At 60.8% G+C, this 20,786-nt stretch carries 17 protein-coding genes; 9 read left to right on the top strand and 8 right to left on the bottom strand.

Features of this window, described 5'->3' with window-relative positions; genetic code table 11:
- Positions 1-41: 41 nt before the first annotated feature.
- From C4J89_RS12330 to C4J89_RS12360, 7 genes are all read right to left on the bottom strand, one after another.
- Positions 42-1,448 (bottom strand): sigma-54-dependent Fis family transcriptional regulator, encoded by a 1,407-nt coding sequence (locus tag C4J89_RS12330; protein ID WP_124414557.1) that lies wholly within the window; start codon positions 1,446-1,448, stop codon positions 42-44.
- A gap of 73 nt (positions 1,449-1,521) precedes the next feature.
- On the bottom strand, positions 1,522-3,093 hold the full coding sequence (locus C4J89_RS12335; protein ID WP_124414558.1) for an ABC transporter ATP-binding protein: 1,572 nt from the start codon (positions 3,091-3,093) through the stop codon (positions 1,522-1,524).
- Positions 3,094-3,103: 10 nt separating this feature from the next.
- On the bottom strand, positions 3,104-4,126 hold the full coding sequence (locus tag C4J89_RS12340) for an ABC transporter permease (RefSeq protein ID WP_164484536.1): 1,023 nt from the start codon (positions 4,124-4,126) through the stop codon (positions 3,104-3,106).
- Entirely contained in the window at positions 4,126-5,184 is a 1,059-nt protein-coding gene (locus C4J89_RS12345) for a microcin C ABC transporter permease YejB (RefSeq protein WP_124362623.1), read from the bottom strand. Before C4J89_RS12345 ends, C4J89_RS12340 begins: the two co-directional genes overlap by 1 nt.
- Complete coding sequence (locus tag C4J89_RS12350; protein WP_124414559.1) at positions 5,184-7,043, bottom strand: extracellular solute-binding protein; 1,860 nt, start codon at positions 7,041-7,043, stop codon at positions 5,184-5,186. The genes C4J89_RS12345 and C4J89_RS12350 overlap by 1 nt, the downstream gene beginning before the upstream one ends.
- 129 nt (positions 7,044-7,172) lie before the next feature.
- Entirely contained in the window at positions 7,173-7,454 is a 282-nt protein-coding gene (locus C4J89_RS12355; protein ID WP_124362625.1) for a peptidylprolyl isomerase, read from the bottom strand.
- A gap of 115 nt (positions 7,455-7,569) precedes the next feature.
- A complete protein-coding gene (locus C4J89_RS12360; RefSeq protein ID WP_124414560.1) occupies positions 7,570-8,064 on the bottom strand; it encodes a DUF1543 domain-containing protein in 495 nt (164 codons plus the stop codon).
- A 106-nt stretch (positions 8,065-8,170) separates the two neighbouring features.
- On the opposite strand from C4J89_RS12360, the gene C4J89_RS12365 reads away from it, so the two are divergent.
- Positions 8,171-8,992 (top strand): aldo/keto reductase, encoded by an 822-nt coding sequence (locus C4J89_RS12365; RefSeq protein ID WP_124414561.1) that lies wholly within the window; start codon positions 8,171-8,173, stop codon positions 8,990-8,992.
- A gap of 49 nt (positions 8,993-9,041) precedes the next feature.
- Here C4J89_RS12365 and C4J89_RS12370 read toward each other — a convergent pair whose 3' ends face one another.
- Positions 9,042-9,557: an Hcp family type VI secretion system effector gene (locus tag C4J89_RS12370; RefSeq protein ID WP_124362628.1), complete on the bottom strand. Its 516-nt coding sequence runs from the start codon at positions 9,555-9,557 to the stop codon at positions 9,042-9,044.
- A gap of 468 nt (positions 9,558-10,025) precedes the next feature.
- On the opposite strand from C4J89_RS12370, the gene tssA reads away from it, so the two are divergent.
- The 8 genes from tssA to C4J89_RS12410 are packed head-to-tail and all read left to right on the top strand — an operon-like array spanning position 10,026 to position 20,745.
- Positions 10,026-11,579, top strand: coding sequence for a type VI secretion system protein TssA (gene tssA / locus C4J89_RS12375; protein ID WP_124414562.1), 1,554 nt, complete (start codon positions 10,026-10,028; stop codon positions 11,577-11,579).
- Positions 11,580-11,603: 24 nt separating this feature from the next.
- A complete protein-coding gene (gene tssB / locus C4J89_RS12380; protein ID WP_124414563.1) occupies positions 11,604-12,113 on the top strand; it encodes a type VI secretion system contractile sheath small subunit in 510 nt (169 codons plus the stop codon).
- A 15-nt stretch (positions 12,114-12,128) separates the two neighbouring features.
- Positions 12,129-13,610, top strand: a complete 1,482-nt coding sequence (gene tssC, locus C4J89_RS12385; RefSeq protein ID WP_124414564.1) for a type VI secretion system contractile sheath large subunit — start codon at positions 12,129-12,131, stop codon at positions 13,608-13,610.
- Between the two features lie 14 nt (positions 13,611-13,624).
- Positions 13,625-14,026, top strand: coding sequence for a type VI secretion system baseplate subunit TssE (gene tssE, locus C4J89_RS12390; RefSeq protein WP_124414565.1), 402 nt, complete (start codon positions 13,625-13,627; stop codon positions 14,024-14,026).
- Positions 14,016-15,803, top strand: a complete 1,788-nt coding sequence (tssF, locus tag C4J89_RS12395; RefSeq protein WP_124414566.1) for a type VI secretion system baseplate subunit TssF — start codon at positions 14,016-14,018, stop codon at positions 15,801-15,803. The genes tssE and tssF overlap by 11 nt, the downstream gene beginning before the upstream one ends.
- Entirely contained in the window at positions 15,767-16,774 is a 1,008-nt protein-coding gene (gene tssG / locus C4J89_RS12400) for a type VI secretion system baseplate subunit TssG (RefSeq protein WP_124414567.1), read from the top strand. The genes tssF and tssG overlap by 37 nt, the downstream gene beginning before the upstream one ends.
- A gap of 12 nt (positions 16,775-16,786) precedes the next feature.
- Positions 16,787-19,222 (top strand): AAA family ATPase, encoded by a 2,436-nt coding sequence (locus C4J89_RS12405; protein WP_124414568.1) that lies wholly within the window; start codon positions 16,787-16,789, stop codon positions 19,220-19,222.
- Complete coding sequence (locus C4J89_RS12410) at positions 19,219-20,745, top strand: sigma-54-dependent Fis family transcriptional regulator (RefSeq protein WP_124362635.1); 1,527 nt, start codon at positions 19,219-19,221, stop codon at positions 20,743-20,745. The genes C4J89_RS12405 and C4J89_RS12410 overlap by 4 nt, the downstream gene beginning before the upstream one ends.
- Positions 20,746-20,786 lie beyond the last annotated feature (41 nt).

Here is a 20,786-nt window from a genome sequence, read left to right on the forward strand (position 1 = left end):
CTCCCACATTAGACTGTCTTGAAAGTGAGAACGCTGTCTCTTTAGCGAGACTGAGTAAGGCCCAGAGCTAGCATTTTCTTGTACAGCGTCGACCGCCCCAGCCCCAATCGCTTGGCGGCCTCCACTACATTCCCTGCGCATGCTTGCAAGGCATCACCGATCAACTGCCGATCAAACCGCTCCCGCGCCGCCGCAAACGTCTCACCCTCGGCCGTGGCTACCGCACCACGCGCCACCGGCCTGAACGTGCCAATCGCCGCCCGAATCTCCCCGGCGTTCAACACCAGGTCATCACTCAACAACGCCGCCCGCTCAAGGACGTTGCGCAGCTCACGGATATTCCCCGGCCACGCATGCTGCGCTAACAGCGTCAGGGCTTCGCGGTCCAGTTCATGCTGGCTGCGCAGTTCTTCGAGGATCGCTTCGCTCAGCGCCGGAATATCTTCCAGCCGCTCACGCAGCGGCGGCACCTGGATCGGCAACACGTTCAGGCGGTAGTACAAGTCCGCACGGAACTCGCCACGCTTGATCGCCGCTTCCAGGTCCATGGATGTCGCCGCGATCACCCGCACATCGCTGTGCAGCATTTCGTTGGACCCCACCGGTTCGAATTCCTTTTCCTGCAGTACCCGCAATAACTTGCTTTGCAGCGGCAGCGGCATGTCGCCGATTTCATCGAGGAACAGCGTGCCACCCTGGGCGATCTGGAATTTGCCGGGACGGCCCTTGCGGTCGGCGCCGGTGAAGGCGCCCGGGGCGGTGCCGAAAAATTCAGCTTCGAGCAGGTCGTGGGGGATCGCCGCGCTGTTGATGCTGACGAACGCCTTGTGGGCTCGGGGCGAAGCACCATGGATGGCCTGGGCGAGCAATTCCTTGCCGGTGCCGGTTTCGCCGAGCAGTAGCACCGGCGATTCGGCGCTGGCACTGCGCCGCGCACGGCGCTTGACTTCAAGGCTGGCGGCGCTGGTGCCGATAAAGTGCGCGAAGTTGTATTTGCTTTGCCGCGAGCGCAACAGCGAACGCGTGGACGCCAGTTCCTGCTGCATGCTCAGGTAGCGCTCGATCAGCGGCGACAGGTTGCGCAGCTCATCGAACAGCGCAAAGCCAATCGCACCGATCACCGCGCCCGCATCGTCGTGGATCGGCAGGCGCATCACCACCAGCGGGCCCTTGGGCGTATCCTGGATATCCAGCAGAATCGGCCGGTCGTTGCGCACCACCTGGCGCAACAGGCTGTTGGAAATCACCTGCTCGCAGGGTTGGCCGATGGCCTGCTCGGCGCTCTTGAGGCCGAAACGCTTGGCGTAGCGCTCGTTCATCCAGACGATATTCGCATCACGGTCAACGATCACCGTGCCTTCGCTGGACTGCTCGATAATCTCGAACAGCGACTGAATGGCCAGGCCGCGAACGTGTTGGTAGTCCTTGAGGTTTTCGGTGGTGTTCATAGTCATAGCGCCGATTGATGGTCCAGCAGGTGAAGCGTGGCGAGGGAGCCCGCTCGCCACTATAAACGCGCTTCTACAAGGGGATGTGTGCGGCAGCCAACAGTTCCTTGGTGTAGGGATGCTGCGGCGCTTCGAACACGGCATGGCTGGGGCCGCGCTCTACCACTTTGCCGTCCTTGACCACGATCATATCGTGGGCCATTGCCCGCACCACCGCCAGGTCATGGCTGATGAACAGGTAGGTCAGGCCGTATTTCTCCTGCAGTTCGCGCAACAAGGCCACCACTTGTTTTTGCACCGTACGGTCCAGCGCCGAGGTCGGTTCATCCAGCAGCATCAACGCCGGCTTTAGCACCAGCGCCCGGGCGATAGCAATGCGCTGGCGCTGGCCACCGGAAAACTCATGGGGGTAACGGTGCCGGCTGGCAGGGTCCAGGCCGACGTCCTTGAGCACCTGGATCACCTGCGCTTCGCGCGCGTCGAGGCTGCACGGGGCGTGGACTTCCAGGCCCTCGCTGATGATCTGTTGCACCGACATGCGCGGGCTGAGGCTGCCATACGGGTCCTGGAACACCACCTGCATCTGCTTGCGCCATGGGCGCATCTGCCGGTGGTTGAGCGGGTCGAGGGCCTCGCCCTGGAAGCGGATGCTGCCGGTGGAATCGAGCAGGCGCAGGATCGCCTGGCCCAGGGTCGACTTGCCCGAGCCGGACTCCCCGACAATCCCCAGGGTCTTGCCGCGTTGCACACTGAGGCTGATACCGTCCACCGCCCGCAGGTAGCGCTTGGGTCGCAGCAGCCCGCCGCCGAGAGCAAACCGCACGCTCAGGTCGTTCACCTGCAATACGGTCTCGCGCTCTTCGCCGCACAACACTTCAGCCGAAGGCTCGGCGTCCAGCAGCAAGCGGCTGTAGGGGTGCTGTGGCGCGGCAAACAAGGCCTGGCAGTCGGCCTGCTCGACGATCTCGCCGGCGCGCATCACGCACACCCGCTGGGCAATGCTGCGCACCAGGTTGAGGTCATGGCTGATTAGCAGCAGTGACATGCCCAGGCGTTGCTGCAACGACTTGAGCAGCAGCAGGATCTTGCGCTGCACGGTCACGTCCAGCGCGGTGGTGGGTTCGTCGGCAATCAGCAGCTCCGGCTCGCAGGCCAGGGCCATGGCGATCATCACCCGCTGGCGCTGGCCTCCGGAGAGTTGATGGGGGTAGGCCTTGAGCCGCTCCTGGGGTTTCTGGATGCCGACCAGGTCGAGCAGCTCGAGGATACGCGCCTGCGCCGCCTTGCCGCCCAGGCCCTTGTGCAGCAGCAGGGTCTCGCCGATCTGCTTTTTGATCGTATGCAGCGGGTTCAGCGAGGTCATCGGCTCCTGGAAGATCATGGCAATACGGTTGCCGCGCAGCTTTTGCAGGGCCTTAGGCGACGCGCCCATCAGCTCCTGGCCGCGATACTTCACCGAGCCTGTGCTGAGCGTGCCGGCTTCGGGCAGCAGTTGCAGGATCGAATGAGCGGTCACCGACTTGCCCGAGCCCGACTCACCCACCAGCGCCAGGCACTCGCCGGGGCGCACGTCCAGGTTCACATTGCGCACCACGGTGTGGCCGCTGAACGCCACGCTGAGGTCACGGATTTCGATCAGGTTCATACGCAGTCACTCATGAGCGAGGGTCGAAGGCATCACGCAACGCCTCGCCGATAAACACCAGCAGCGACAGGATCAGCGCCAGGGTGAAAAACGCCGTCAGGCCCAGCCATGGGGCTTGCAGGTTCTGCTTGCCCTGGGCGATCAACTCGCCCAGCGACGCACTGCCGGCCGGCATGCCGAAGCCGAGGAAATCCAGGGCGCTCAAGGTCGAAATCGCCCCGGTCAGGATGAACGGTAAATAGCTCAAGGTGGCGGTCATGGCATTGGGCAGGATATGCCGGCCAATGATCTTGCCGTCGCCCAGGCCCAGGGCGCGCGCGGCCTTGACGTACTCCAGGTTGCGCCCGCGCAGGAACTCGGCGCGCACCACATCCACCAGCGCCAGCCAGGAAAACAGCGCCATGATGCCCAGCAACCACCAGAAATTCGGCTCGACAAAGCCTGACAGGATAATCAGCAGGTACAGCACCGGCAGGCCCGACCACACCTCCAGGATGCGTTGCCCCAGCAAGTCTACCCAGCCGCCGTAGTAACCCTGCAATGCCCCGGCGGCGATGCCGATGGCGGCGCTGATCGCGGTCAGCGCAAGGGCAAACAGGATCGACACCCGTGCGCCGAAGATCACCCGCGCCAGCACATCCCGCGATTGGTCATCGGTGCCCAGCCAATTCACCGTCGACGGCGGGCTGGGGGCAGGGCGGGCCAGCTCGTAGTTGGGTGTATCGTCGCTGAACGGGATCGGCGGGAACCACATCCAGCCGCCGTCCTGCTTTATCAGCTTCTGCACGTAGTCACTGCGGTAGTCGGCCTGGAACGGCAACTGCCCGCCGAACTGCTGTTCGGTGTAGCGCTTGAATACCGGGAAATACAGCTCGTGCTTGAAACTGAGCACCAGCGGCTTGTCGTTGGCGATCAACTCGCCACCCAGGGTCAGGATAAACAAACCAATAAATAGCCAAAGTGACCACCAACCGCGACGGTTCTTCTTGAAGCGCTCGAAACGCCGACGAGCCACGGGTGACAGATTGAGCATCAGGCGTTCCTCGCAGCGAAGTCGATACGCGGGTCCACCAGGGTGTAACAGAGGTCGCCGATGAGTTTTATCAAGAGGCCGAACAGGGTGAAGATAAACAACGAACCAAACACCACCGGGTAGTCCCGTGAGACAGCCGCCTCATAGCTCATGCGGCCCAGGCCGTCGAGGGAGAAGATCACTTCGATCAGCAGGGAACCGGCGAAGAATACGCTGATGAACGCTTGGGGAATCCCGGAAATCACCAGCAGCATCGCGTTGCGAAACACATGGCCGTACAGCACGCGGCGTTCGCTCAAGCCCTTGGCGCGCGCGGTGACCACGTACTGCCGGGTAATTTCGTTGAGGAACGAGTTTTTGGTGAGGATGGTCAAGGTGGCGAACCCGCCGATCACCAGTGCCGTGACCGGCAATACCAGGTGCCAGAAATAGTCGGCGATCTTGCCCACGGTGCTCAGTGTTTCGAAATTTTCCGACACCAACCCGCGCACTGGGAACCAGTTCAGCGACGTGCCGCCGGCAAACACCACGATCAGAAACATCGCAAACAGGAACGCCGGCATCGCATAGCCGATGACTATGGCGGTGCTGCTCCACACATCGAAGCTGCTGCCATGGCGCACCGCCTTGCGGATGCCCAAGGGAATCGACACCAGGTAAGTGATCAAGGTGGCCCACAGGCCGAGGGAAATGGTGACCGGCATCTTTTCCAGGATCAGGTCGATCACCGTCGAGCCGCGAAAGAAGCTGTTGCCGAAGTCCAGTTGGGCGTAGCTCTTGAGCATCAGCCACAGGCGTTCCGGTGCAGGCTTGTCGAAGCCGTATTGCTTTTCGATGTCCTTGATCAGCTTCGGGTCCAGGCCACGACTGGCCCGCGAGCCGCTGATACCTTCGCCTGCGCCGCCGCCCACACCACCGCCGCCGATGCCTTGCAAGTGGGCGATGGCTTGTTCCACCGGCCCTCCGGGCGCGGCCTGCACGATCACGAAATTCACCAGCAGGATGATCACCAGGGTCGGGATGATCAGCAGCAGGCGCCGCACGATATAGGCAAACATCAGCGCGCATCCCCGCGTTTTTTCAGCTCGGCTTGCATCTGCTCGTTGGTCAGTGGCGTCGGGCTGACTTCCCACCAGGTTTCCAGGGCTTCATCGTTTTTCGCCTCGATGGCTGGGCGGCCGAAGCGGTTCCACCACGCGGCGGAGGTGCCGGGCGGGTAATAGTTGGGAATCCACAGGTAGTTCCACTGCAGCACCCGGTCCAGTGCGTGCGCATAGGTGAGCATCTGTGCCTGGGTGTCGGCCTTGACCAGGCCCTTGATCAGGCGGTCGACGGCCGGGTCCTGGAGCGCCATGTAATTGTTGGCGCCCGGATCGAACGCGGCGGCGGAACCGAAGAAATTGTACAGCTCCATGCCCGGCGAGGTGGTGACCGGAAAACCGGTGACGATCATGTCGTAGTCCCGCGCCATCAAGCGGTTGACGTACTGGGAGGAGTCGATGCGGCGGATATTCAAGGTGATGCCGATCTGCGCCAAGTTGCGTTTGTACGGCAGCAGCAGACGTTCCAGGCCCGCCTGGGCGTTGAGGAAGGTGAACTCTAACGGCTCGCCCTCGGCGTTGACCAGCTTATCGCCTTCAGGCTTCCAGCCCGCTTCTTCCAGCAGGGCCAGGGCCTGCAACTGTTTGTCACGGATCATGCCGCTGCCATCGGTAACGGGCGCCTTGAATACCTGGGTGAACACCTCATCGGGAATCTGCCCGCGCAACGGTTCCAGGATCGCCAGTTCTTCCTGGGTCGGTAACTGGGTGGCGGCGAGCGGGCTGTTGGAGAAATAGCTCTGCTGGCGGATATACAGGTTGCGCATCATCTGCCGGTTGGCCCATTCGAAATCCCACAGCATGGCCAGGGCCTGGCGCACGCGGCGGTCCTTGAACATCGGGTTTTGCACATTGAAGACATAGCCCTGGGCCGGTTGCGGCATCTCCTTGGCCAAATGCGCGCGTTGCAGGCGGCCATCGTCAAGGGCCGGGCCGTTATAACCGGTGGAGTAGCCGGTGGCGGAAAACTCCCGATTGAAGTCGTAGGCACCGCCGCGCAGCACCTGGCGCGCCACTTCGGTGTCGCCGAAATACTCAAGGCTCAGGTGATCGAAGTTGTACAGGCCACGGCTGACCGGCAAGTCCTTGCCCCACCAATCGGGGTCGCGAGTAAAAGTGATGGTGTTGCCGGAGTCGATCTTGCTGACCTTGTACGGGCCACTGCCCAGTGGGGCTTCATAGCCGCCGCCGTTGGCGAAGTCGCGGCTCTTCCACCAATGTTCGGGGAACACCGGCAGGGTGGCGAGATCCAGGGGCAGGGTGCGGTTTTCATTGCTGGAAAAGTCGAAACGCACCTGGCGCTCGTTTTCGACTTCGACATGCTTGACGTCGGCGAACAGCGTGCGAAAACGCAGGCTGCCTTGGGTCATCAACAAGTCGAAGCTGTAGCGCACGTCTTCGGCGGTGATCGGTTTGCCGTCGGCAAATCGCGCCTTGGGATTGAGGTAGAACCGCAGCGACAGGCCGTCGTCGGCGCGTTCCATCTTCTGAGCGACCAGGCCGTAGACCGTGTAGGGCTCGTCCAGGGAGCGCTGGGCCAGAGGCGCATAAACCCAGCCATCGACCTGGGAGACACCGATGCCTTTATCGACATACGGCAATACGTGGTCAAAGCGCCCGATTTCCAGGGCGGAGCGGCGCAGGCTGCCGCCTTTGGGGGCATTGGGGTTGGCATAGTCGAAATGGCTGAAGCCGTCCGGGTACTTGGCCGGCTCGCCATACACCGTGAGGGACGCTTGTGGCGCCGCGATCACGGCGTTGCTGGTCAGGAACACGACCAGGGTGATGCTGAACAGTCTGGGAAAAGCCAATCGCATTATCAGCCTTGAGCGCGGATGAACAAAAATAGAGAGCTGTACGTTAACGGCTTAAGCGTCGTCAGTCATCACATGCACAACGGCCCGCCAAATGGCGGGCCGTTGTCTACAACATCAGCACAGACTGAATCAGTCCTGGCGGCTGGTGACTTCCAGCAGGTGATAACCGAACTGGGTTTTCACCGGGCCTTGTACGGTATTGACTGGGGCGCTGAACACCACGCTGTCGAATTCCTTGACCATCTGGCCGGGACCGAACGAACCCAGGTCGCCGCCTTGACGGCTGGACGGGCAGCTGGAGTTGGCTTTGGCGACTTCTGCGAAATCAGCGCCGCCTTCGATCTGGGACTTGAGTTCGTTGCACTTGTCTTCAGTGGAAACGAGGATGTGGCGGGCGGTGGCTTTGGCCATGGGAAATAACTCCTTGAGTAAAAAAACGGTGAGCCTACCGGATTCAGGCGGTTATTTCCTGGCAAAGTTCCGTCTACTTGCCTGAGCGGGCCGGAAGCAGCCTGGCCCGCGGGGTTCAGGCCAAAACGATGTAGTCGTTCTGTTGGATGATGGCGGCGTGCGGGCCTTGTACAAGATGCACATAACGGCCGTCCACCAGGTCGATGGGCAGGCAGTCGTCGATATCCATTACCGCGTCGGTGTGGGCCTGGGACCAGTGGCGCAACAGGTGCTGCTTGCCCTTGCTCATCGCTTCGCGCTTGTCGCGCGCCACCAGCAACAGGTAGTGATGCGCCTCGCCGAAGCGGTTGGCCTCATAGCCGCCGAGGTTGATGAAATACAAGCGAGGCGCATCGCCATGCGGCGCCAATTGGCTGAACTCGACCTTCCAGCCGTCGACACCATCGACCGCCATCCACGAATCGATGTGCACGCCCTTGGGGCTGCCAAACCAGGCGTCGCGCAATTGCGGGTAGGTGGCCTGTAGCGTGTCCGCCACGGCAAACGCGACATCGTGTACTTCGATCCGGGCCCTGGGGTGCTTGCCCCCGAGCATCACAACAAACAGCATTGCGGGTGATTCCTGGCGATTGATCAGAGGCCAACCATACTGCGATTGAACCCTTTTGTCCGGTCAATGCCACACTGTTAATCCGCGAACTCATCAGGAGGTTGTCATGCGTACTATCGATCTGGCCGGTGTTCCCGTCCCTGTCATCGGCCAGGGAACCTGGCGCATGGGCGAAGACCCAAACCAGCGCCGTGCCGAAGTGGCCGCCTTGCAGCTGGGTATCGACGAACGCCTGACCCTGATCGATACCGCTGAAATGTACGGCGAAGGCGGTGCGGAGGAGGTGGTCGGCGAGGCCATCAAGGGCCGCCGCGACCGGGTATTTTTGGTAAGCAAGGTCTATCCGCACAACGCCAGCAGCCAAGGCGTGCCCCGCGCCTGCGAAGCCAGTCTTCAGCGCCTGGGCACCGACTACATCGATCTGTACCTGCTGCATTGGCGCGGCCAGTACCCCCTTGCAGAAACTGTCGAAGCGTTCGAGCGTCTGCGCGAAGCTGGCAAAATCGGCCGTTGGGGTGTTTCCAACTTTGATGTGGCAGACCTGCAGGAACTGGCGTCCCCCGCGTGTGCGACCAACCAGGTGCTCTACAACATTGAAGAACGTGGTATTGAGTTCGACCTGCTGCCATGGTGGCAACAGCACCATCTGCCCTTGATGGCTTACTGCCCGATTGCCCAGGGCGGCAAGCTGTTGGCGAGCCCGACGCTCAAGCAGATTGCCCATCGTCATGAGGCCACCCCCGCGCAAGTCTCTCTAGCCTGGGTTTTGCGTCAAGAAGGTGTGATCGCCATCCCCAAGGCAGTAACGCCCGAGCACATACGGCAAAATGCCGCTGCTGCGAAGCTGGTGTTGGACGAACATGACCTGGACGCGATCGACCGCGTTTTTGGCGCCCCCAAGCGCAAGCACCCGCTGGCGATGGTGTAGCGCGAGCAGGAACGGCACCTTCCCTGGGCCGTTCCCGCCACCGCCGCGGTTAGCCGGCTACCGGACTGCGCCAGTCGTCCGAGCCTGAAGTGCCGGCTACTTCATGGGTCCAGACGATCTTGCGATAGGTGAAATACACGTCCTCCAGATGGGTGAAGTGGGCGTTGTCCGGGTCCTGGCAGTTGGGCATGCGCGACTGGATGTCCACGATCGTCGCGCCTTCCAGTTCAATGGTGAAGTAGTGCTCCTGGGTGCCTGCCGAAGAGGTGCGAAACCATTCCAACCGGCATGACACTTCTTCCCCCGAGGTCAGTGCGCTGAATAGCAGGGGCGAGGATTTGTCGAAGACCTTGCTGATCATCAGCGGTTTATGCACGCGCTGGCCGGTAGGCTGGCCCGATTGCGGGTCGCGGGGAATGATCACCTGATGGGCAAATGCCTGCACCAGAATCTGATCCTCGTGGCCTTCCTGATAAATGTTGCCTACCGAGTCCTGGGTAAATGTACCTGCGGTGATCAAACCTTGTTTGACACCGGTGACTGAGAGGTACGCGGGTGTTGGCATGACGGGTTTCCTTGTCTGATTGAGTAGGTGCTCCCGAGCGATGAAGTTGTCGGCCGGGTGAAATGCCTTTAACAAAAAGCGTGCCTGAAAGTGCGTGGGTCAATGAAATCAAGGTGTAGAAAGTTAGAGCGTTTCATAGGGGGCTGATTTTGCGGGTTTTTAGTATTTTAAGTTGCACATAAGTGCGCAGTTAGTTGCTCATGGTGAGAAGTGAGTAATCAGGCGCAGTTGGCGGTGATCGCGGGCTATTTAACTTGATTAAGTGCGCAAATTACTGCGCAGGCCTTGATTTTAGAGGGCTCGTAGGAAATTCCTTAAGTGTAGTGCTATGGCTTGCTGGCTGTTTTTTTGATGGCTAAGGTTCGTTCACTTCGTTGTGTGTTGAACGAGGGTTAAGCGCAGCTCTGCTACGCATTTCCCAGCATCAAGTTTGCCTATTCAGCCTTCATAGTTGTGTGCAGCCCAAAAATGGTTCATTCAGAAAAGACGTGCGCTTATTACCAGGAACTTGCACGGAAACCTTGTTCGCCAGGGGATTTCGCCGGCAATGACGTGCGCTTTTCGAGTGAGTTTGAAACCGTGGAAGCCGAGGTTGCCAAGGCGCAGTCCATACATGGCGCGAGCCTGCCGGACTGGCAGCAGGTCTGCGAGTCCAGTGAGCGCCTGTTGCGTGAGCAGTCCAAGGACCTGCGCCTCGCTGTGTGGCTCACCTGGGGACTGCATCAGCGTGATTCATTCCCGGGGTTGCTGGCCGGCCTCGGTTTGCTGGTTTATCTCTGTGAGCATCACTGGGCGGCGGTCTATCCCACCAAGCTGCGCACCCGCGTTGCCGCATTGGGTTGGCTGGTGACGCGCCTGGCCCCGCTCTTCTCGCAGAACCTGTCGCTTGTCGACCGATTGCCCTTGTTCCAGGCGCTGCAGGCACACCTCGTGCGCCTTGATGAGCTATTGAACGAACGCCTTGGCAGTGACGCCCCGTTGTTGTTGCCGATCCGGCGACAACTGGCGGAACGTCTGGCGCGTGCCGCGCAAGACGGCGCGCAGCCAGCGGGCGCTGCGGGCGTGATCACCCAGGTCAAGCAGGCGCTCACGCAGTCGCTCAAGCCTGAGCTGCTGATCAACAATGAAAAAGATGCCCACAAAGTGCTGCGCGCCTTACAGGAACAGGCCCGTACATTGTGTGCCTGGTGGTTGCGCCAGAATGCCACCGACCTGCGGGCCTTGCGTTTGGGACGCACCTTGGCGTGGCTGAGCCTGGTCAATTATCCCGATGCCAACAGTGAGGGGGTGACGGCGTTGCGCCCGCTGGCTCCCGACAAGCTTAAACGTTACCAGGATCGTCTCAGCCAAGGCCATCACGCCGAGCTGTTGCTTGAGCTCGAGGTCAGCCTGGCGGGCGCATTGTTCTGGTTCGATGGGCTACGCATGCTCTGGGAATGCCTTGAAGCCTTGCACGCGAACTTGGCCATGACCGAGCTGGAAACGAGCTTCGCGCTGTTATTGCAACGTTTGCCGAACCTGCCCGAATTGCGCTTCGACGACGGCACGCCGTTTGCGGGCGCGGCGACCTGTGAGTGGATCACGCTTCATGTTGTTCGCCACCTGCACAAAGCCGAGCCTTTCAATGCCGTTGCCGATGGCGGCAGCGAACCCTGGGAAGCCGCCTTGCAGACGGTCATGCCCAGCTTGCGCAAGGACGGGCTCAAGGCTGCCGTCGGCGTGCTCAAGCAGGGTTTGCACAGCGCTGGCAGTGAGCGCGCGCGCTTTCATTGGCGGCTGGCACTGGCCAGGTTGTGCATGCGCGCGGGCAAGCCTGACCTGGGCAGAATCCAGCTGGAACAGCTGGACCTCGAACTACAGCGCGCGGGCCTGGACCGCTGGGAGCCGGAACTGGCCCTGCACGTCGGCCGGCTCCTGTACCGCTGCTATGACCTGTTGCCGCAAAACCACGCCGTGCGCGAAAGCAAAGACGCCACGCATCGCCGGTTGTGCCAGTTCGATCTGGAAGCAGTACTCGAATAAAAATCATCAAAAAGGAGAAGCACCATGGCCAAAGACGGTTCGGTAGCACCCAAGGAACGTATCAATATCACCTTCAAACCCGCGCTTGGTGGTGCACAGGAGGACGTCGAGCTGCCGTTGAAACTGTTGGTGCTGGGAGATTTTTCCCAGCGCGACGACCCGCGCAAGCTTGAGGATCGCAAGCCTATCGGGATCGACAAGAACAGCCTCGACGAGGTGTTGGCCAAACAGGCCCTGAATTTGACATTGAGCGTGCCCAATCGCCTTCAGGATGACGCAGAGGTTGAAGAACTGGCGGTCCAGGTGCGGATCAACTCGATGAAGGACTTCAACCCCGCCAGCCTGGTCGAGCAAATACCGCAGTTGCAAAAGCTGATGGTGCTGCGCGAGGCATTGGTGGCACTCAAGGGCCCGCTGGGCAACACCCCGAGCTTTCGTAAAGCCATTGAGCAGGCCCTGGCCGATGACGACTCCCGTGCTCGGGTGCTGGCCGAGCTGGGGCTGAGCAGCCCTGATGCCGAACCTCTTCAGTAAAAGGACACTGATACCATGACGACTACCCAGTACAACTCGCTGCCTCTGCCCAAAGCCGCCGACGAGTGCAGCATTCTCGACAACATCATTGCCCAGACGTTGCTGAGCGCCGATGACGAGGCATACAGCATCGCCAAGCGGGGGGTGTCGGCGTTTATCGAAGAACTGGTAAAGCCTCACAACCGCGAAGAACCGGTCAAGAAGCGTCTGGTCGACCGGATGATTGCCGAGATCGATGCCAAGCTCAGCCAGCAAGTGGACGAGATTCTGCACCACTCGGACTTCCAGGCACTGGAGGCAGCCTGGCGAGGGCTGCAACTGCTGGTAGAGCGCACCAATTTTCGCGAGAACATCAAGATAGAGCTGCTGAATGTCTCTCGGCAGGACCTGCTGGACGACTTCGAGGATTCCCCGGAAGTGACCCAGTCGGGGCTTTACAAGCATATCTACAGTGCTGAATACGGCCAGTTTGGCGGCCAGCCGGTAGGGGCGATCATCGCTAACTACTTCCTGTCCCCCAGCGCGCCTGATGTGAAACTCATGCAGTACGTTTCCAGTGTCGCCGGTATGGCTCACGCGCCGTTCATCGCGGCCGCCGGGCCAGGCTTCTTTGGTCTGGAAAGCTTTACCGGCCTACCTGACCTCAAGGATCTCAAGGATCATTTCGAAGGCCCGCAGTTTGCCAAGTGGCAGAGCTTTCGCCAGAGCGAAGATGCCCGCTACATCGGCCTTACCGTACCGCGTTTTTTATTGCGCACGCCGTACGATCCCCTTGAGTGCCCGGTCAAAACCTTTGCCTACCAGGAAAATGTGGTCAACAGCCACGAGCACTACCTGTGGGGCAATACGGCCTACGCCTTCGCCACTCGCCTGACCGACAGTTTCGCGCGCTTTCGCTGGTGCCCGAACATCATCGGCCCCCAGAGTGGCGGGGCGGTCGAGGACTTGCCGCTGCATCATTTCCAGAGCATGGGTGAGATTGAAACCAAGATCCCTACCGAGGTACTGGTTTCAGACCGGCGCGAATACGAGCTGGCGCAAGAAGGGTTCATCGCCCTGACCATGCGCAAGGGCAGTGACAACGCTGCCTTCTTTTCCGCCAGTTCCGTGCAGAAACCCAAGACGTTCGGCATCAGCGAAGAGGGCAAGGCAGCGGAGCTGAACTACCGGCTCGGTACCCAGTTGCCTTACATGATGGTGATCAATCGCCTTGCCCACTACCTCAAGGTCCTGCAGCGCGAACAACTGGGCTCGTGGAAGGAACGGACCGACCTGGAGTTGGAACTCAACAAGTGGATTCGCCAATACGTGGCGGATCAGGAAAACCCCAGTGCCGAGGTGCGCGGGCGCCGTCCGCTGCGCGCAGCGCGCATCGTCGTCAGCGATGTCGAGGGTGAGCCGGGCTGGTACCGCGTCAGTTTGAGCGTACGGCCGCATTTCAAGTACATGGGGGCGGACTTCACCTTGTCTCTCGTCGGCAAGCTCGACAAAGAATGAGCCGAGGCCAGGGGATGCGCCACCAAAACAGCCTTTTCGAGCGCCTCGAGCCCGATGCGTGCGCCAGCGTGTGCCGCATGACGTCCGTCGCCGCGCATTTGACGAAAATGCTCAGCACCCGCGCCGGCAGCGTCCAGACGCTGCTGGATTACGGCTTGCCTGATCTCAATGATATGCGGCTCAGCCTGCATGAATCCCTGACCCAGTCACGCCTGCTGATCGAGCGCTTCATCCAGGCTTACGAACCACGGCTGGTGAATGTTCGCGTCAGGGTGCTCCCGCGCGTCCATGAAACGTTGGCACTGGCATTTGCCATCGAGGCCGGGCTGCTCATCGACGGTGGCACACAAGCCGTCGTGTTCCATGCGCGCCTGGCGGATGCCGGGCAGGTAGAGGTCTGCGCAGATGGCCTTTAACCGCTATTTTCAAAGCGAACTCAGTGCCCTGCGACAACTCGGGCGGCGCTTTTCCGAGCGCAATCCGGCCCTGGCACCGTTTCTCGCCGAGACCGGTCAAGACCCGGATGTGGAGCGTTTGCTGGAGGGTTTTGCATTCCTGACCGCACGCCTGCGCCAGAAGCTCGATGACGAGCTGCCTGAGTTGACGCATTCCCTGATGCAGCTGTTATGGCCCAATTACATGCGCCCAATGCCTGCTTTCAGCATCCTGCAATTTGACCCGTTGAACTGCGCCGGCCCCAGCGTTCGCGTGGCACGGGACACCGCAGTGGAAAGCGTGCCCATCCAGGGCGAGCGTTGCCGTTTCAGAACCTGCTATGCCACCGATGTGATGCCGCTGCAACTTCGTAGCCTGGATTACGCCTGCCAGGGCGAAGCAACCTGGTTGGACCTGCGCCTGACCCTGAGTGCAGAGGGGAATTTCAGTGCGCTGACATTCGAATCGTTACGACTGCACCTGGCCGGAGACCACTATGTGAGCCAAGGCCTGTACCTCAGCTTGTTGCGACATCTGGATGGCATCCATCTGCAGCTATTGGATCAAAACGATTTGCCGGTCAACGGGATCGATGGTCAACCTGCGACGCTATGGCTCAGCGCCAGCCAGGTTCAGCCGGTGGGTTTTGCAGAGGAACACGCATTAATTCCTTACCCGCAAAACACCTTCCGTGGTTATCGCCACTTGCAGGAATATTTCACGTTTCCCGAGAAATACTTGTTTGTCGATGTTCAAGGGTTGGGTGCGCTGCATCGATTCCCCCAAGAGGTGCTCAAGCAGGCACATGGCATGGTGTTGCGCTTCGAGCTGTGCACCCTGGGGCATGCGCTCCAGCGCCCCACCCTGGACAACGTCAAGCTGTACTGCACGCCTATCGTCAACCTGTTCAGTCACGACGCGATACCCATTCGGCTGGATGGAAAACAGGATGAATACCTGCTGTTGCCGGGGGAATATTCTCCGGAAAACGCCGGGGTGTTTTCGGTTGACCGTGTTACCGGATGGCGTCCTGGCGGCTTGGGCTATCAAACCTACGTGCCCTTTGAGTCGTTCGAGCATGACCATGATGGCGAAACTTCGCGGGCGCTGCCCAGCTTCAGCATCCGTCAACGGCCGTCGGTCCAGCATGACGGGCTGGCTACCTGGATAGGCTTTGGCGATCGCTGCGAGCAGGGCCCGGAAACACTGTCGATCGAGCTGACCTGTACCAATGCCGGTCTGCCGCGACAGCTAAGGGCAGGTGAGATCAACCAGCCCGGCGAGCACACCCCTGAGTCATTGACGTTCCGTAACATCACTGCGCCAACCGCGAGTTTTGCGCCGCCACTGGACCAGGATTATCTCTGGAAGCTCATCAGCAACATGTCGCTCAACTATGTGTCGCTGACCGATATCAACGCATTGAAAGTGATTCTCGCGACCTACGATCTGCCGCGCTATCACGATCGACAGGCGCTGAAAATCAGCCAGAAAAAGTTGGGCGCGCTGCGCTCTATCCAGCACGAAGCGGTTGACCGGTTGCACCGGGGCCTGCCGATTCGCGGATTGCGGGTGGACCTGACGGTGGATCCCCTGGGGTTTGCAGGCCAGGGCGATCTATTTGTGTTCGCTTCGGTCCTCAATCAGTTCTTTGCGCTTTACGCCAGCCTCAATTCGTATCACGAGTTGCGAGTGATCAGCACACAAGGAGACGTGTATCTATGGCCGTTCCGGATGGGGCAGCAACCCCTGCTTTGACTCAGCTTTGCCATGCCATCCGCGAATACACGCTATTCCAGGCGGTGGTGCAGGTGGTCGCACGTTTACGTGAAGCTCATCCCCTGCTGGATGAGGATGCGCTGTATGACCAGCTGGAATTCCAGGCCAATCCAGGCCTGGGGTTTGCAGGACACGATATCGACCGTGTGGAGTTTTTCCTGGACCACGGGCACTTGCGGGCGCGTCTGCGCATCAACGTGCTGGGGTTGTTTGGCGCGGGCTCACCATTGCCCGCGTTTTATGCCGAGCAGGCGTTTGTGGAGCGCGCAGGTGGTAACCCCACGCGGGACTTCCTCGATATGTTCCACCACCGACTGCACCGTCTGATGTTACCGATCTGGCGCAAATACCGTTACCGGGCCTGCTTTCAAAAGGGCGCCAGTGATGGGTTTTCCCAGCAAATGTTTGCGCTGATTGGCCTCGGCAGTCACGCGATACGGAGCGCCTCGCTTCTTGATTGCAAGCGCTTGCTGCCTTACCTCGGGCTTCTGAGCCTGCGCGCGCACTCGGCTGCGTTGATGGAGACCGTCCTGCGGTATTACTTCAAGCATGCCCAGGTGTTCATCGAGCAATGGGTCGAACGCACGGTGGACGTCGCGCATTCGCAGCGCAATGACTTGGGCCACGCCAACTGCACGCTTGGCCACGACCTGGTATTGGGGCGTCGCATCGCTGATCGCAGCGGCAAGTTCAGAGTGCACATCAAGGCCCTGGGTTGGCAGCGTTTTCACGACTTTCTGCCCACGGGAACGGCCTATGCCCCCGCGTGCTCGCTGGTACGTTTAACCGCGCGAGACGCGTTGCAATTTGACCTGCGCCTGGTACTGGCACCCGGCGAAATCAGGGCGTTGCATATCGGCGAAAACAATGTGTGCCGCCTGGGTTGGACCAGTTGGCTGGAACATGAGCGAGCGGACGGTGCGATCACGCTCGCCGGCCATTTTCATTAAGGATTGATGAGCATGATTAATGTGGACCTGCAACAACTGATCCTTGCATTGACGGCCCAGACCCGCCGGGACCTGACGCGCGCGGCCGAGCGCTGCATGGCGCGTGGTGGTCATGAAGTGTTGGTGGAGGATCTGCTTCTGGCCTTGCTCGAGCATCCCGCCGGGTTGATGGCCAAGGCACTGGCAGATGCCGACGTTTCCCTGGGCGAACTGCAAGCAGCCTTGCAGCCCAGGAGTGAGCAGAGCGCTACACGCAACCCGGTGTTCGCCCAGGCCTTGGTGCTGTGGTTACAACAAGCCGTGATGGTTGCACACGTAGAGTTGGGCCAACGTTGCGTCGATCACGGTGCCCTGTTGCTGGCACTTTTACAGCACCCGCTGGAGCATGCGGGCAGCTGGTATCACGCGGTGCTCAGCCGTCTAAATACCGGCAGGGTGCGTGATTTTCTGCAGGGCCAGCCCTGCGAAAGTCAGCCGATTGTCACGGAGTCGCTGTTGCAGCGCTTTACCCAGGACCTCACCCAGCATGCCCGTGAGGGTCGGATAGACCCAGTGCTGTGCCGCGAGCGCGAAATACGGCAATTGATCGACATCCTGGTGCGGCGGCGCAAGAACAACCCGATTCTCGTGGGGGAGGCCGGGGTGGGGAAAACGGCGATCGTCGAAGGGCTTGCGTTGCAGATCGCGGCTTTGCAGGTGCCCGAGGCCCTTAAAAGCGTTCGCGTGCTGACCCTCGATATGGGCTTGCTGCAAGCGGGTGCTGGCCTCAAAGGCGAGTTCGAGCGACGTCTCAAAGGTGTGATCGATGAAGTGAACGCATCGCCTGAGCCGGTCATCCTGTTTATCGACGAAGCCCATACCTTGGTGGGCGCTGGCGCCCAGCCGGGAGGCCTGGACGCGGCCAACCTGCTCAAACCGGCCCTGGCGCGCGGCGCGCTGCGTACGATCGCTGCTACCACCTGGTCGGAATACAAGCAGTACATCGAAAAGGACCCGGCATTGGCGCGACGGTTCCAGCCGGTACTGGTCGAGGAGCCGAGTGTCGAGCAGGCAGTGTCGATTCTGCGGGGACTGGTGCCTGTCTATGAAGCGAGCCATGGCGTGTATGTCCGTGATGATGCGGTGGTAGCAGCGGCCCACATGAGCGCACGCTATCTGGTGGGCCGACAGTTGCCGGACAAGGCGGTGGACGTGCTGGACACCGCCTGTGCCAGCGTCCGCACGCGTCAGGCAATGCCGCCTGAGGCCCTGCAGGCGTTACGCGCCGAACTGATCGAGGGCCAGCGGCAGGCGCGGGCGCTGAGTCGAGACTTTGATAGCGGATTGCCTGTGGATGCGCAGGCCCTTCAGGCGCTGAAGTTGCGCCTGGAAACCCTTGAGCACGAGCGCCAGGTACTGGAGCAACAGTGGCTTGAGCGCGATGGGCCGTTGGTGAAACCTGAGGTCTGCCCGCACGGCGTAGCGCATGTCATCAGCGCGTGGACCGGTATTCCCGTCGAGCAGCTGGCCCTTGAACCGAACACAAAAGTGCTTGGGTTTGCCGCGGCCTTGCGCTCGCGCGTGCTTGGGCAGGACCACGCGGTGCAGGCCCTTGATCGTGCCTTGCGCGCCGTTGCCGCCGGGCTCAACAAGGTCGATGCCCCTGTCGGGGTGTTTCTGCTGGTGGGGCCAAGCGGTGTAGGCAAGACAGAAACAGCCCTGGCCCTGGCGGATCTTCTGTACGGCGGTGAACGGTTTGTCACCACCATCAATATGTCGGAGTACCAAGAGAAGCACGCGCTTTCCCGATTGATCGGTGCGCCACCGGGTTATGTCGGTTATGGCGAGGGCGGGGTTTTGACCGAAGCCGTACGCCAGCGTCCCTATTCAGTCGTGCTGCTCGACGAGGTGGAGAAGGCCGACCCTGAGGTATTGAACCTGTTTTACCAGGTCTTTGACAAAGGGCGCGCGAATGATGGCGAAGGGCGGGAAATCGACTTTCGCAACACCGTGCTGCTGATGACATCCAACCTCGCCAGCGACGCTATCAACGCGCTTTGCGCAGGCGGTCAACGACCTGAACCCCAGGTGCTGCAAGACGCCATTTACCCGGTGCTGCGTGCCCACTTCAAGCCCGCATTGCTCGCCCGTATGCGCGTCATACCGTATTACCCGATTGACGAGCAGGTGCTGCACGACGTGGCAGAGCTCAAGCTTGCGGGCCTTGGCCAACGGCTGCACTCGCGCAAACTGGCATTCACCTACACGCCAGAATTGGTCGCGCACATGACCGAGCGTTGCGCGGACGGTGACAGCGGTGCGCGGTACATCGACCATTGGATCGAGCGCCATTTGTTGCCGCAGATGGTGGACGGTCTGCTCGGCGCCATGGCCATGGAGACCCCGGTTTCCTCGGTGCATGCGCGATTGGATGGCAACGGCCTGCCGCTCTGCGAGTTCAGCCAATGACCGACCTTGATCAATTGCCTGACCCGCTTGCCCACGCCAACGCCTTGATCGGCTGCTTCACACGTATAGGCCTGGACAGTGACGGCGCTTCATTGCCCGGCGCGTGCGTTTCAGCGGTGGCGCAACTGAGTCACTGTGAGCTCACCCAGTTGTACCGGCTTGACGAAGCGACCGGCCGGCTTGAGCTGGCCGCCCAACATCTGAGCGCGACGCCCTCGGTGGCGGTGGCGACTTCAAGTATCGATCCGCGACAGGTGCCTTTACTGCGCGACACACTGGATCAAGGCGCCGCGGTCAGTGTGGATGATGTGCAAAACAGCCCTTACGACCTGGGTTTCTTGCCGGTGCTCGCATCACCTTGGCGCGCCTTGTTGAGTGTGCCGCTGTTCAACCGCCTCAATACGCTCACAGGCGTGCTGCTGTGCGTGACCCAACGCCCGGCAGCGTTGCAAGGCTACGCGTCCTCGCTGGGCCAGTTCGCCAGCTTCGCCTTGCACCAACTGGCCCTGCTGCGCAGCCTGCGGTGGGTGCCGGCTGTTGCGCCGCAAGGGCGCCCAGTGTCGCTGACAGGCACGTATGGCCTGATTGGCCATAGCACAGCGATGGCGCAAACCTGCCAATTGATCAGCAAGGTGCTGCATACCCCTTATACCGTCCTGCTACGGGGAGAAACCGGCACCGGCAAAGAGGTGGTGGCTCGGGCCATCCACTTGGCAGGGCCGCGTGCAGCCAAGGCTTTCGTGGTGCAGAACTGCGCTGCGTTCCCGGAAGGCTTGTTGGAGAGCGAGCTGTTCGGCTACCGCAAAGGCGCATTTACCGGTGCCGAGCGCAACTATGCAGGGCTGTTCGACGCCGCCCATGGCGGCACGTTGCTGCTGGATGAAATCGGCGATATGCCACTGACCCTGCAAGCCAAGTTGTTGCGGGTATTGCAGGAAGGTGAGGTTCGCCCATTGGGCGCCAGTGCTGCGCACAAGGTTGATGTGCGCATCATCGCGGCGACCCACCGTGACCTCGCAGCCATGGTCGCCGAAGGCAGTTTTCGCGAGGATCTTTATTACCGGCTTGCCCAGTTCCCCATCCAGTTACCGGCCTTGCGTGAGCGAGACGGGGATGTGCTGCAGCTGGCACGGCATTTCGCCGACAAGGCGTGCGCAAGCCTGGGAAGGACACCTGTGGAATGGTCGAATATCGCCCTTGATCAACTGTCGAGTCATGCCTTTCCTGGCAACGTGCGTGAACTCAAGTGCCTGGTGGAGCGAGCCGTTCTGCTGTGTGACGACAACGTGATCCTGCCGGCGCACCTGTCGCTTCCCCAGGCGTCGGCCGCGACCGCCGTTGATGATGTCACGCTGCGCCAGCGTCTGGAGCGGGTAGAGCGCGTGTTCCTGCTCGATTGCCTGCACAAGAATCGTGGCAACCGGACCCGTACGGCGCGTGAGCTCGGCGTCGCACGGCGCACGCTGCTTTACCGGCTTGCACGCTTGAACATTCCTTGCGGCGAAGCCAGCGGGGAGCGTTGAACGGTGCATCCGAGGATTGCCGAGATCATTGCCGCCGTCAT

This window comes from Pseudomonas sp. R4-35-07, assembly GCF_003852235.1.
Classification (GTDB): domain Bacteria; phylum Pseudomonadota; class Gammaproteobacteria; order Pseudomonadales; family Pseudomonadaceae; genus Aquipseudomonas.